Origin of the sequence: Algoriphagus namhaensis (genome assembly GCF_042649705.1) — a bacterium.
GTDB classification, from domain to species: Bacteria; Bacteroidota; Bacteroidia; order Cytophagales; family Cyclobacteriaceae; genus Algoriphagus; species Algoriphagus namhaensis.
In genome coordinates this window covers 729,614-742,729 of the sequence record NZ_JBHRZS010000006.1, presented here as the reverse complement: position 1 = coordinate 742,729, position 13,116 = coordinate 729,614, and the positions used below count along the sequence as shown (strand labels likewise).

At 42.3% G+C, this 13,116-nt stretch carries 13 protein-coding genes and 1 tRNA gene; 7 read left to right on the top strand and 7 right to left on the bottom strand.

Features of this window, described 5'->3' with window-relative positions:
* Positions 1–64 precede the first annotated feature (64 nt).
* The 3 genes from ACFOSV_RS06785 to ACFOSV_RS06775 are packed head-to-tail and all read left to right on the top strand — an operon-like array spanning position 65 to position 2,451.
* A complete protein-coding gene (locus tag ACFOSV_RS06785; protein ID WP_377904706.1) occupies positions 65–1,462 on the top strand; it encodes an MBL fold metallo-hydrolase in 1,398 nt (465 codons plus the stop codon).
* Between the two features lie 8 nt (positions 1,463–1,470).
* Positions 1,471–1,782 (top strand): rhodanese-like domain-containing protein, encoded by a 312-nt coding sequence (locus ACFOSV_RS06780; RefSeq protein WP_377904704.1) that lies wholly within the window; start codon positions 1,471–1,473, stop codon positions 1,780–1,782.
* 57 nt (positions 1,783–1,839) lie between these two features.
* The gene (locus ACFOSV_RS06775; protein ID WP_377904702.1) at positions 1,840–2,451 is read left to right on the top strand and encodes a class I SAM-dependent methyltransferase; all 612 of its coding nucleotides are present in this window, start codon (positions 1,840–1,842) and stop codon (positions 2,449–2,451) included.
* A 231-nt stretch (positions 2,452–2,682) separates the two neighbouring features.
* On the opposite strand, the gene ACFOSV_RS06770 is transcribed toward ACFOSV_RS06775, so the two are convergent.
* The 5 genes from ACFOSV_RS06770 to ACFOSV_RS06750 all read right to left on the bottom strand — a co-directional run bounded on the left by ACFOSV_RS06770 (position 2,683) and on the right by ACFOSV_RS06750 (position 7,028).
* Positions 2,683–2,757: transfer RNA gene (locus ACFOSV_RS06770), tRNA-Val, on the bottom strand.
* A gap of 60 nt (positions 2,758–2,817) precedes the next feature.
* The gene (gene uvrA, locus ACFOSV_RS06765) at positions 2,818–5,634 is read right to left on the bottom strand and encodes an excinuclease ABC subunit UvrA (protein WP_377904700.1); all 2,817 of its coding nucleotides are present in this window, start codon (positions 5,632–5,634) and stop codon (positions 2,818–2,820) included.
* A 77-nt stretch (positions 5,635–5,711) separates the two neighbouring features.
* A complete protein-coding gene (locus tag ACFOSV_RS06760) occupies positions 5,712–5,891 on the bottom strand; it encodes a hypothetical protein (RefSeq protein WP_377904698.1) in 180 nt (59 codons plus the stop codon).
* Between the two features lie 26 nt (positions 5,892–5,917).
* Positions 5,918–6,376, bottom strand: coding sequence for a hypothetical protein (locus ACFOSV_RS06755; protein WP_377904696.1), 459 nt, complete (start codon positions 6,374–6,376; stop codon positions 5,918–5,920).
* Between the two features lie 76 nt (positions 6,377–6,452).
* Positions 6,453–7,028 carry a Crp/Fnr family transcriptional regulator gene (locus tag ACFOSV_RS06750; protein ID WP_377904694.1) on the bottom strand — a complete coding sequence of 192 codons (576 nt, stop codon included), beginning with the start codon at positions 7,026–7,028 and terminating at the stop codon, positions 6,453–6,455.
* Positions 7,029–7,187: 159 nt separating this feature from the next.
* Between ACFOSV_RS06750 and pnuC the strand changes: the two genes are divergently transcribed.
* Genes pnuC through ACFOSV_RS06735 form a run of 3 tightly spaced genes read left to right on the top strand, consistent with a single transcriptional unit; the run spans position 7,188 to position 9,882 of the window.
* A complete protein-coding gene (gene pnuC, locus ACFOSV_RS06745) occupies positions 7,188–7,802 on the top strand; it encodes a nicotinamide riboside transporter PnuC (RefSeq protein WP_377904692.1) in 615 nt (204 codons plus the stop codon).
* Positions 7,792–8,313 (top strand): AAA family ATPase, encoded by a 522-nt coding sequence (locus tag ACFOSV_RS06740; RefSeq protein WP_377904690.1) that lies wholly within the window; start codon positions 7,792–7,794, stop codon positions 8,311–8,313. The genes pnuC and ACFOSV_RS06740 overlap by 11 nt, the downstream gene beginning before the upstream one ends.
* 9 nt (positions 8,314–8,322) lie before the next feature.
* Positions 8,323–9,882, top strand: a complete 1,560-nt coding sequence (locus ACFOSV_RS06735) for an arylsulfatase (protein WP_377904688.1) — start codon at positions 8,323–8,325, stop codon at positions 9,880–9,882.
* Positions 9,883–9,901: 19 nt separating this feature from the next.
* Here the strand turns inward: ACFOSV_RS06735 and ACFOSV_RS06730 are convergent, their stop codons facing one another.
* Both ACFOSV_RS06730 and ACFOSV_RS06725 read right to left on the bottom strand, forming a co-directional pair.
* Positions 9,902–10,930: a metallophosphoesterase family protein gene (locus ACFOSV_RS06730; RefSeq protein WP_377904686.1), complete on the bottom strand. Its 1,029-nt coding sequence runs from the start codon at positions 10,928–10,930 to the stop codon at positions 9,902–9,904.
* A gap of 23 nt (positions 10,931–10,953) precedes the next feature.
* Entirely contained in the window at positions 10,954–12,045 is a 1,092-nt protein-coding gene (locus tag ACFOSV_RS06725) for a serine hydrolase domain-containing protein (protein WP_377904684.1), read from the bottom strand.
* A gap of 96 nt (positions 12,046–12,141) precedes the next feature.
* On the opposite strand from ACFOSV_RS06725, the gene ACFOSV_RS06720 reads away from it, so the two are divergent.
* Positions 12,142–13,104, top strand: coding sequence for an alkaline phosphatase family protein (locus tag ACFOSV_RS06720; protein ID WP_377904682.1), 963 nt, complete (start codon positions 12,142–12,144; stop codon positions 13,102–13,104).
* Positions 13,105–13,116: the final 12 nt, after the last annotated feature.

Here is a 13,116-nt window from a genome sequence, read left to right as displayed (position 1 = left end):
AAGTACCTGAGTAGGAACATAGTAATCCCGAGTTTTGTAGTCTAATTTAAAACAACAGATAGAAATGTATTTTCAACACGTATATGACAAAACCCTTGCGCAAGCAAGTTATTTCATTGGTTGTCAAGCAAAAAATGAAGCGATTGTAATAGATGCTCAACGAGATATAGATGTTTATCTAGATATCGCTAAGCGAAACAATATGAAGATCACTCATATTACCGAAACGCATATTCACGCAGACTTTCTCAGCGGAACTCGAGAATTGGCGGCAGTGACTGGTGCCAAAATGTATCTATCCAACGAAGGTCCTGCAGAATGGCAGTATGAGTTTGATCATGAAGGCTTGCAGCATGGAGATAAAATCACGGTAGGAAACTTGACACTGGAAGTATTACATACGCCTGGACATACGCCGGAGAGTATTAGTTTCTTGTTGACAGATCATCCTGCGACTGATCAACCGGTGATGGTATTTACAGGAGACTTTGTGTTTGTAGGAGATGTAGGGAGACCTGATTTATTGGAAAAAGCAGCAGGAATAAAAGGAACGCAGGAGAAAGGTGCAAAGCAAATGCTCGACTCCATTCAGCGATTCGCTAAGCTGCCTGAGTTTGTACAGGTTTGGCCTGGGCATGGTGCAGGTTCAGCCTGTGGTAAAGCTTTGGGTTCTGTACCTAGCTCAACCGTCGGATATGAGAAAATCCGAAATTGGGCATTTCAATTAGCAGATGATGAAAAGGCTTTTGTGGATTATCTTTTGGATGGTCAACCAGAGCCACCCAAATATTTTGCAACAATGAAGCACCTGAATAAGGTAGATAGACCTTTGTTGGTGGAGGTGCCAAAGCACGCAAAATTGACAAAAGACCAATTCCTAAAAGCTTATGAGGATGGGTTGAAAGTCATAGATACCAGAAACAAGGTGGATTTTGCGAAAGGGTTTTTGCCAGGAAGCATCAACATTCAAGGAAATAACTCCTTTTCTACTTGGGCAGGTTGGATCCTAAATTATCAGGAGCAATTTATCTTGGTGGCAGATCAAAGTCAGATGGATGATTTAACCCGAAAGCTGATGAGAATTGGCTTGGATAATATTTATGGATTTGTTGAGGATATCTCTGATTTGGGACTGGACTTGCAGACAGCAGATGTGATTGGTCTGGACGAGTTTAAAGCTTTAGCAGAAAAAGCCGAGGTACAAGTAGTGGACGTAAGAAATACTACAGAATATAATGTAGGCCATGTGAAAGGAGCTAACCATGTTTTCGTGGGTACGATTGAAGATAATCTGGATAAAATCAGCAAAGACAAGCAAGTCGTGATTCACTGCCAAAGTGGAGATCGCGCTGCGATTGCTTATTCTTTATTGAGGAAACATGGGTTTAATCAGGTCAAGAATTATTCAGGTGGAATGAAAGAATGGAAAGAGAAGGGAAATACTGTTGTAACTAATAAATAAGAATAGATATGAGTTTTTTTTCAGCACTTTTCGGTAGCACAGATAATACAAAGCTCACCGAAGCAATCAAAGAAGGAGCATTTTTGGTGGATGTTAGATCTGCCGGTGAATTTGCTTCAGGTAGTGTCAAAGGGGCAGTGAATATTCCTCTGGATAAAATCGGAAGCCAGTTGGCAAAATTCAAAGGCAAGAAAAATATTGTCGTTTTCTGCAGAAGTGGCAATCGAAGCGGACAGGCGAAAAGCATTTTGGAACAGAATGGTTTTCAAAATGTCATTAACGGAGGCACTTGGAGTAATGTAAATCAATACGTTAACTAGATTTATGATTAGTGGAGAGTCGATTGACTCTCCATTTTTATTATAAGGAATTTTGATATGAATTTTTGGGATCAGCGATACAGTCAAGCAGAATTTGCCTATGGCAAAGAGCCTAATGAGTATTTAAAATCGAAGCTTTTGGATATGCCTCCTGGACGGATTTTATTTCCTGCGGAGGGAGAAGGGAGAAATGCTGTTTTTTCTGCCCAGTTAGGTTGGGATGTTTTTGCTTTTGATAGTAGTATAGAAGGTAAAAAGAAAGCAGAAAAGCTTGCATCGGAAAATGGAGTTGCGATTGACTATCGGGTTGAAGGCTTGGAAGAAGTGGATTATCCGGCAAATTATTTTGATGCCATGGCCTTGTCCTATACTCATTTCCCCGAAGTGAAAAGAAGGATTTTTCATCAAAAATTAATTGCCTATCTAAAAAATGGAGGGGTTCTAATTTTAGAATGTTTTAGTAAAAAGCATCTTGATTATCAGAAAGATAATCCGAATGCAGGAGGACCAAAGGATGAGTCAATGCTTTTTGATTTGGAAGAGCTAAAGGAAGATTTTAAAGGCTTCGATTTTTTGGAAGCTTATGAAACAGAAACAGAATTATCGGAAGGACTTTATCATGTAGGGAAGGCTTCTGTAGTTCGCCTTTTTGGGGTCAAAAGGGCTTAGGACTTAGCAATAGGTCTTGTGTGATAGTTGTTTTACCATGAAAAACGTAAATCACACTTGCTTTTCATGGTAAAGGATTGAATGTGGAACCTAAGGGTCTCGATATTTATCGCGGACGAACCCCTGCCTTCTGGCAGGCAGGCATGACCTTCCGAAAATTGTCGGGATGAGCTCAAAACAAATAAAAAAGCACAGAGTAAAACTTACTTTGTGCCTTTATGAGATTCTATGTGGAACCTAAGGGATTCGAACCCATGACCTCTGCTCTGTCAAAGCAGCGCTCTAAACCAACTGAGCTAAGATTCCTTTTTGTGTTTGCGAATATAGAGAAACCCACAGATTATCGAAATCTGCTTTTGGTTAAGATTAAGCAAAAGCCTCCCGTAGATACTTCGCCGTGTAATTATCCTCTTCCTTCATCAGCTCTTCCGGAGTTCCGGAAAAGGTTAAATGACCTCCCTTATTACCTCCTTCAGGCCCTAGATCAATCACCCAGTCCGAGGATTTGATGACTTCGGTATTGTGCTCGATGATGATCACGGAATGACCCTGATCGATCAAAGCATTGATGGATTGGAGTAGTTTTCTGATGTCATGGAAGTGTAACCCGGTGGTCGGTTCGTCAAAGATGAACAGGATATGATCTCCTGCTTTGGTGCCTCCTTTTCCAAGGAATGAAGCAAGTTTCACTCGCTGCGCTTCCCCTCCGGAGAGCGTATTTGAACTTTGGCCCATGCCAATGTAACCCAGACCTACCTCCTGTAAAGGTTTTAATCGATTGACGATTTGACTTTTTCCTTTGAAAAAGACTAGAGCCTCATCGATGGTCATGTCTAGGACTTCAGAGATGTCTTTCTCCTTGTACTTGACGTCGAGAATTTCATTCTTAAATCGTTTTCCCTTACAGGACTCACAGGTCAGATGAATGTCAGCCATAAACTGCATCTCCACGGTGGTGATACCCTCTCCGGCACAGTTTTCACATCGTCCACCGTCCACATTAAAGGAGAAGAAGGCTGGTTTGTATCCTCGTTGCTTCGAGACCGGTTGGTCTGCAAACAGTGCTCGGATGGCATCATATGCTTTCACATATGTTACCGGGTTGGATCGTGAGGATTTACCGATAGGATTTTGATCCACAAACTCGATTTGGGTGATTTGCTTGTAATCCCCTTCGATTTTGTCATATTTTCCACTTTCATCTATCACCGTACCCAGCATCTTACCCAAAGCTGGATAGAGGACCTTTTTGATCAATGTAGATTTACCCGATCCTGAGACTCCCGTGATGGTGGTCAGGACATTCAGCGGAAACTTCACCGTTAGGTTTTTAAGGTTATTCTCCCGGGCACCTTTCACAGTAATGGAATCCTTCCACTTTCTGTTACCTTCTTTTTCAAAAATTTGCTCCTCGCTTCGGAGGTATTTTGCAGTATAGGTTTGGCCACTGCTCATCAATTCTTCGATGGGTCCTTGGAAAAGTAATTCTCCTCCATTTACCCCCGCATCCGGGCCTATGTCGATGATTTGATCGGCTGCACGCATCACTTTTTCTTCATGCTCCACCACTATGACGGTGTTGCCCATATCACGAAGGGATTTCAATACGCCAACCAAACGATCAGTATCTCTTGGGTGCAGTCCAATACTAGGTTCGTCCAAAATATACATGGATCCAACTAAAGCAGATCCCAGATTGGTAGCTAATTTGATCCGCTGATATTCTCCTCCAGAAAGGCTGGAAGTGAGGCGGTTTAGGGTCAAATATCCTAACCCCACCTGATCCATAAATTCCAATCTACTAATGATCTCTTTTAATAATCGATCGGCAATTTTTGCTTGATGGGTTGGGAGATCGAGATTTTGGAAAAAGGGCAAAACCTCATCGATGGGCATCAGGACCAAGTCAATAATGGATTTATCCCCAATTGTCACGTATGAAGCATCTTTTCGCAAGCGGGTTCCCTTACAATCAGGGCAAGTAGTTCGGCCTCGGAATCTAGACAACATCACGCGATATTGAATTTTGTGGGTTTTGGTTTCCAGGTCTTTGAAAAAGGCATTCAATCCTTTGAAATATTTGTTGCCTGTCCAGATTAGATTCTGTTCTTTTTCTGTGAGTTCATTGTAAGAACGGTGAATTGGGAAGTCAAATTCAATTCCTTTGCGCAACAAAGGTTCTAGCCAAGATCTGGACGATTCGCCTCTCCAAGGTGCAATTGCTCCCTCGTAGACTGACATGTCTTTATTTGGGATCACCAAGTCTGGATCTATCCCAAGTACGTTACCGAAACCTTCGCAAGTCTTACAGGCACCGTATGGATTATTGAAAGAGAAAAAATTTACTGAAGGAATTTCGAAGACCATATCATCCAGTTCAAAACGGTCTGAAAAAGACTGTTCCACCACCTCCGGAATGGTAATCTTTACATCTCCATGACCTTCAAACAAGGCCGTTTGTACTGAATCTGCGATTCGAAACTGATTGTCTTCGTCGTCTTTTCTGACTGAGGCTCGATCAATTAATATTTCATAGTTGCCTTTGGCTACCTTTTTTTCCTGAAGAAGGTCCTCTACAAAAAACACCTCCCCATTGATCAAAATTCGGGTATAGCCCTTTTGGAGGAGAAGCTCGAGTTCCTGCTCAATTTTTCTTCCTTTCTCCACCTGAAGCGGGCAAGAGATCATGACTTTCGTGCCTTCGTCAAAGCTTTGGACAAAGTCCACAATATCCGTGACGGTATGGTGCTTGACCTCATTTCCTGAAATGGGAGAAAAAGTCCTTCCAACACGTGAGAATAGTAATTTCAAATAGTCGTAAATCTCCGTCGTGGTACCTACAGTGGAGCGTGGATTCTTAGTAGAGACTTTCTGCTGTATGGCAATAGCCGGAGCCACACCTTTAATATATTCCACATCTGGTTTTTCCATGCGTCCGAGGAATTGACGCGCATAAGAGCTGAGACTCTCCACGTACATTCTTTGGCCTTCGGCAAAAAGCGTGTCAAATGCTAGGGAGGATTTGCCTGAGCCTGATAGCCCAGTGACCACCACAAATTTGTTTCGTGGAATAGCTACACTTAGACTTTTCAGGTTATTGACCCGGGCGTTTTTGATGATGATAAATTGCTTGGGATCAAGCTCGTCGATTTTGGTGGTTGTGGTAATGGGACTCAAAGTCATAGCTGGCAAAGTTACACATCAAACCCTAGAAGTCATGCGAAAGTTTGCTTCAATCAGACTCTATAGTATGCTATTCCTCAAAACTCCCGTCGAGTAAAAACCCCAAAATTTTGTGCTGTCTGCTTTTCTGAGCCATAGGCATCCCAGTTCGCTCCTATTCCAAAACCAAGGGGACCTTTCTTCAATCCTGCTCTGAGATAAAGGAAGCTTCGCCTATGAAAGCTTTCAGAAATACCCTGAATATACATTAACTGCACTCTCGAGTATATTGACCAAGTGTCATTCAATCGGGGCTTGTATTCATAAATCCAAAAATTTGTCCATCCGCTCCTTGATTTGACAGCACATTGATAAAAGTCAAGGCAAGGATTTCACGATTGGCAAAGACATGCTGAACTCCAGCCATGGGCATAAATCCTACTTTTGAATTGGCTTCTGCCCCAGCAGCCAAACTAAAACCACTTTTTCCTAGATTGTATGTTACCTGTACAGGTGCGACTATGGAATTGCCCAGTGTTTGATCCCGATCATAATTCTGTGCAAAAATACTGATGGCTACCAAACTGAATTTGCTTGTTGGGCTAAACTTTCGTTTGAGGATCAGTTGGAAATCTAGTCTTTCATGGCCAAACATGATTTCTGCTGGAATTGGCGTGTGGGGTGCTTGAGCTTTGGCCACGGAAGCAAGTGTAAAAAGAGTGAATAGGAAGAGGATTGCCTTTAGAACGGACTTTTGTCTCATTTTGGATACTTTTGTTTTAGAATCCAAAACTAGGTAGGCCTAGCTTACTAAACCTTGCTCTAGGTCAAGGTTTGGGCTAAAGCTCAGCTTTTAACCGACTTAGAGTAAAAGGGGTTATTCCCAAATAAGAAGCAATCAATCTACTCGGAAGTCGAGACAGAATTTTCGGGTATTCTTCTAGAAGCCACTTTAATCTTTCTAGTGCGCTGTAACTTTGAAAATTGTAAATTCTTTTCTGAGAAGTGATGTAAGCATTCTCGAGTATATTTCGATAAACGCAGTTGATAGGGGGAAGGCTTTCGACTAAATCGAAAAAAATGGGTTTGGGAATATAGAAGAGCTCGCTTTTTTCATTTGCCTGAATATATTCTTCGGAGGGCAGACCGGTTATGAAACTGGTAAGATTGGTTGCGAATTTGTTTTCAAATGCAAAATAGCGGATCTGTTCTTCGCCTTTCGAGTCCACTTTATACAGTCTGAGAGAGCCATTGAGTACGAAATAATTGAATTTGCACACTTCTCCTTCTTGGAGCAAAAACTCATTTTTATTGACTTTTTTGAAAAGGAATGATTGCTCAATTTGGTCCTTTACCCCTTCCTTCAAAGGGTGAAGCTTTTCGATATAGGAATGAAGAGGGCTAAATTCGTTCATTTTTTAGAATAAGGTGAAGATGGGAAGTAGTTTCTTTCTCCTTAATATAAGATATTCACCTTTACTCGATTACCCTAAATTAAACTCAGGGAATATTTTACCCTACTTTACAACCTTTGCACTCCTAACATTCCAACTTTATTTCCTTTTCTTCGCATCATGGATCTTCAATTTTTCCTAGGTGGGTTGGTCGAGGGCCTAAAAGCAATGACTTGGCTTGAGGGCATTGCTGTGTTTTTTGGGATTGCCTCGGTCATGTATTCCATTCGTGAAAAAATCTGGGTTTATCCCACGGGGATTATTTCTACCTTGATTTATGTCTGGATCTGTCTCCAATACAAGCTCTACGCAGATATGGGGATCAATGCCTACTATTTCAGCATGTCGATCTATGGCTGGTATGTTTGGACGCATCCCAAAGCAGGTCAAGTAGAACTTCCAGTCACTTGGTTGAAGCCAAAGGGATGGGTGATTGCGATTTTGATCTTCGTAGCTTCTTATGGATTGCTGTCAATTGTACTGAGTAATTTTACCGATTCGGATGTGCCCTATTGGGATTCCTTTACCACCGCCTCGGCCTTTGTGGGGATGTGGCTTATGGCCAAAAAGAAAGTGGAAAACTGGATCGCTTGGATCGTTACGGATTTGGTTTCTGTTCCCTTATATTTTTATAAAGGTTTGGTGCTTACTTCCTTTCAGTTTTTGTTTTTTACTGTCCTTGCTGTGCTAGGCTTGCTAGCTTGGATCAAATCGGCCAGAGCTTATGGCAATTAAAAAGATTTTAATACTTGGCCCTGAGTCAACGGGTAAAAGCACTCTAGCTCAAGACTTATCCACATACTATGGCGAGCCATGGGTTCCAGAATATGCCAGAGAGTATCTTCAAAATTTGAGCGTATCGTACGATTTTGAAGACTTATCCACAATTGCGAAAGGTCAGATTGCCTTGGAAGATCAAAAAGAAAAAGAAGCTAAAAAATTTCTTTTTTGTGATACGGATTTGCGAGTTATCCACATTTGGTCCGAGTATAAGTATGGAAAAACAGCTTCTTGGATTGTGGATGAAATCGCAAGGAGGAATTACGATTTGATTTTGCTGACTGATATCGATATGCCTTGGGAGGAGGATCCTCAACGAGAACATCCTGAACCTGAAATGAGAGCATATTTTTTTAATCAGTATCTTAAGCTTGCAGAGGAAAGTGAGTTTCCTTTTGAGCTTATGTCCGGATCCCAAAGTGAGCGGCTTAAGGGAGCCATTCAAATAATAGATCAACGTTTTTAATTCAATACTATGAGAAATAGTCTGGTAATCTTGGTGGTTTTGCTTTTTGGGGCTTGTAGCCAAAAGGAGTCTGTTTCGGAGCAAGAAAATAGACTTCCAAATATCGTCTTCGTACTCGCGGATGATTTGGGATATGGAGAAGTGGGCTATCAAGGTCAGTCTAAAATTAAGACGCCTAACATTGACGCTTTGGCTGCTACAGGGATGATCTTTACTGATCATTACACGGCCGCACCTGTCTGTGCTCCTGCTCGCTGTATGTTACTTACCGGCAAACATGGTGGGCATGCTTATATCCGAGGGAATGACGAATGGCGAGAGCGCGGGGAGGTTTGGGATTATGCCAAGGCCGCAGTAGATCCCAATCTTGAGGGTCAGCGTCCATTGCCCGCAGATACCCAAACTCTTGCGAAATTGCTTCAAGGGGCAGGATATAAGACTGCCATCATTGGAAAGTGGGGCCTGGGTGCTCCGCTTAGTGAGGGCATACCGACCAATCTCGGTTTTGATTATTTCTATGGATACAACTGCCAGCGTCAGGCTCACAATTTATACCCTCCACACCTCTGGGAAAACGAAACCAAAATTTCGCTAAATAATGAGATTGTAGTGCCTCGGACACTTTTGGATTCACTCGCTGATCCCAATTCACCTGAGAGTTATGCCCGCTATCAGCAGGAGGATTATGCGCCTGACTTGATGCACGAGAAGGCACTGAGCTTTGTGGAGGCAAATCAAGACAAGCCTTTCTTTTTGTATTACGCCTCACCGCTTCCTCATTTGCCTTTACAAATTCCTGACGAAGCAAGGGAAGCTTATATGGCTGAATTTGGAGAAGAAATGCCCTATGACGGGCAGCGTGGTTATTTCCCAAATCAATATCCACGAGCTACTTATGCAGCTATGATCACTAAGCTGGATCAGCAGATCGGTGAATTAAGAGATAAGTTGGATGAATTGGGTTTGCTAGAGAACACCTTGATTGTGGTGACTTCAGACAATGGGCCTACTTATACAGGTGGGGTGGACTTTGATTACTTTGAAAGCTCAGCTCCATTTACTAACGGTTATGGACGTAGCAAAGGCTTTGTTTATGAAGGTGGCGTGCGCGTTCCAATGTTGGTGAATTGGAAGGGGAAAATAGAGGCCGGAACCAAAAGCGACCATGTCTCCATATTTTATGATTGGCTTCCGACTTTATGTGAATTAGTGGGGATAGATATTCCTTCAGATACTGATGGAGAGAGCTTTTTGGCTACCATGTTGGGAAAAAAACAAAAAGATCGGGAGTATATCTTTTGGGAGTACCCAGAATATGGAGGTCAGCAAGCTGTGAGGATGGGAAAATGGAAGGGGATTCGACAGAATATCATTAAAGAGGGCTCTTTGGAGATCGAGTTATATGATCTGGAATCTGATCCTATGGAGCAAGTAAATATTGCTCAACAATACCCAGAGGTAGTGAATCGGATCGAGCTAATTATGGAGGAAGAACATACAAGTTCAGTCCTAGATCGATTTAAAATGCCGAGTTTGGGGGATATTTTAGGCGGAACACAATCTAATTGATCAAAATCTTAAGAGCTTCTTATTTTTTCTCAAAGACCAAAGTATCACCTCCTGCCGGGATAAAGCCTTGCCTATTTAGAATTCCTTCCATAAGCAAGTTGGCGATGCTTATGCCTTCATTATCTACGGTGATCCATAAAAAGTGATCCATGGACCTTCCCCTTGAATTGTTTTGGGCCCCACCGGTAGTCGCCAGATTAATGTAATCCATTCCCTTGCGAACCTGATAATTGAAAGTATGGGTATGGCCATTGAAAACGGTATAATTTTTCCCTGTTAAGCGCTCTTCCAAGGCTGCAAATCGTTCGTTTTGAGGACTGTCCCACATGGGCTTATGCATCATTAAGAAAGTCCACTTTACGTCTGGATATTTTTGAAGTACTTCTAGAAAGTAATCTCTTTGCTCCTCACTCATATTTCCATAGCTCCTTTCTGGCAGATTCGCGTAATCTGTTTTGGCATAAGCCTCCTCTCCCTCCTCCTCAAGGATACGTATGCCTTCATTTCTCATTTTTTCTATTTCATCATTTCTAATGCTGCCATGATCATCGCTATCAAGAACTAAGAAAAGAGTGTTTTTGTATAAAAAGTGATAATAGCTTCTGCCGTACCTTTTTTCCCAAATTCCATGTGCGAAATTGCCCGTAAGGTCATGGTTACCGCCTGTGTAGAATACAGGTGCTTTGGCCTTATTTGCTCTTTCGTCGAATTCATCCCATTGTCCAATCCAACTAGTGGAGTCTGGCTTTCCTCCTTCGATTAAGTCACCCACATTCACGATAAATTCTGGCCTTAATAGATTCATTTGCTCTACCGCCACATCATAAATTCGAGGTCTTTCACCTCCAGTCAAATCACTGTGGACGATGAAAGAAAACTTTTCCGAATCATTATCAAATTGGCTTTTGGTCCAAGGCTGATTGGATGAGGGCAAGTCATGTTGAAAAACAGGCGGTGCTTCTTTGCAAGAAAAAAGAAGGGCGATGAAAAGGAATAGCGTAGTTGAAATATGCCTTCTTTTCATTGCAATGGTCGTTTTATCTGACATTTGGAATTGGGATTAGGTATAAATCACCACTTATAAAGTGAAAGGTTGGCTGCTTCTACCAACTTGATCATGTCTTTGTGGGCATCATTATTTAGGATAATGATCGTCTTGTTTTCCTCAATGTAGCGGACGATGATCGTTCGGTAGCCGGGATTATCACCGGTATGGCTCACCATCCGCCCAAATGGACTTTTGGGCTCTAGGTCCCAGCCAAAACCATAATAGCTTCGGGTGCCGTCATTGAGACGAAATGGAGTGAAGGCTTCTTCAAGAGTTTCTTGACTCACGAGTTTATCCGTATATAATGCCTGATCCCATTTGAGCAGATCTGAAGCGTTACTGCTTACCCGGCCGGGACCTTTTCGATTTCCCAGCCAAACGGTGTAGTCAGATGAGCGAAATTTGTTTGCATTCACATACTTCCCGTTTTCATCTTGGATATGGCCTGCGGCAAAATTTGGAACAGCAGCTTTTTCTTCTAGCGATCTTATGTCTGTATTTTCCATGCCTAGGGGCTTGAAGATCCACTCACGTGAAAGTACTACAAAGTCTTTGCCGGTGGCTCTTTCTACAATGCTTCCAAGCAGCACATATCCAGTGTTGCTGTACTGATACTTTTCCCCTGGAGGGAATAAACGTGGAGGAGCATATTTTCTGAGGTAGTCTAAAATATCTGGATTTCCTGCCACCTTACTTTTGTCCCAATGTGCATCCATGATGGCTTGATAGTCTGGAAGCCCGGAAGTGTGGGTGAGCAATTGACGAATGGTAATCTCAGGGTATGGTATCTTGACAAATTTTTCTACAGGGTCATCAAAATTCAGCAATCCCTTTTCTTTTGCCATCATCACCAGCATAGCCGTAAACTGCTTGGATACAGAAGCCAATTCAAAAATATCGCTGGTTTGGAGAGCAATCTGATCTTCGAAGGATCTGTATCCCGTAGCTCGCTCAAATAACACCTTGCCGTCCTCTGCCACGAGTACCACTCCTGAAAATCCATCCGCGGCCGCTCTGTCAAAGGCCTCCCTCAGGATTTTTTCTTGGGCAATTGCCGGGGTGAATAAGAAAGAAAAGATGAGAAGAAGTGCTGTGGATAACTTTGCAATTTTCATAGGCTTAAGAAGTTTAAGAGCTTAACTTCGATAGGATGAATAATCTAGAAGTTACAAAAAAATCAGGCTTAAATTGCAAACTGTAAACTTTCTACCATGAATTTAAAAACAACTTTTGCTACGTTTTTTTTACTGTCTTTTGCCACGGCTTCTTTAGCTCAAAAAAAGGCAGTAATTATTCTTTTGGATGGGATTCCGGCGGATGTTTTCGAGCGGGTTGATACTCCCGTCATGGATCAAATTGCTGCAGAAGGAGGGTACACCCGGGCCATCATGGGCGGTGAAGTAGGTGCGAGGACCGAATCCCCAACCATTTCAGCGGTGGGTTATACCAGCTTGATGACGGGGACCTGGGCAAACAAACACAATGTATACGGAAACGATATTGAGGCCCCCAATTATAGATATTGGACGATTTTTAGAATGATGAAAGAAGGAGAACCCGAATCTAAACTTGGTATTTTTTCCACCTGGGAAGACAATCGCACCAAGATTTTGGGTGAAGGTTTAAAAGAAACAAATTACTTGCAGCTTGACTTTGTCTTCGATGGATATGAAAAAGATACAGTGACTTATCCACATGATGCCGAGAAGTTTTATTTGAGTCAAATCGATGAATTTGTCTCATCAAAGGCCGCTGAAACTATCGTAATTGAGGGTCCAGACTTGAGCTGGGTATACTTGGAGTATACCGATGCGGTAGGCCATAAATACGGGGATAGTGAAGAAATGGATCGTGCAGTACAGCTCGCAGATCAGCAGGTGAAAAAGATATGGGAGGCAATCCAGAAAAGAAGACTGGAAACTGGAGAAGATTGGCTCATCTGGATTACTACGGATCATGGACGAACGCATAAGGATGGCAAGGGCCACGGTGGTCAATCTACGCGCGAACGTGAAATCTGGTTTGTGACCAATGCCCAAAACTTGAATGCGAACTTCAGCGAGCGCAAGCCGGAAATGGTGGATGTGGTTCCAAGCCTTATTGAATTTTTAGAACTAAATATCCCAAAAAAGGTGTCTAAAAAGCTGGATGGAGTTTCCTTGATTGGGAAATAAAAAACCCTGACC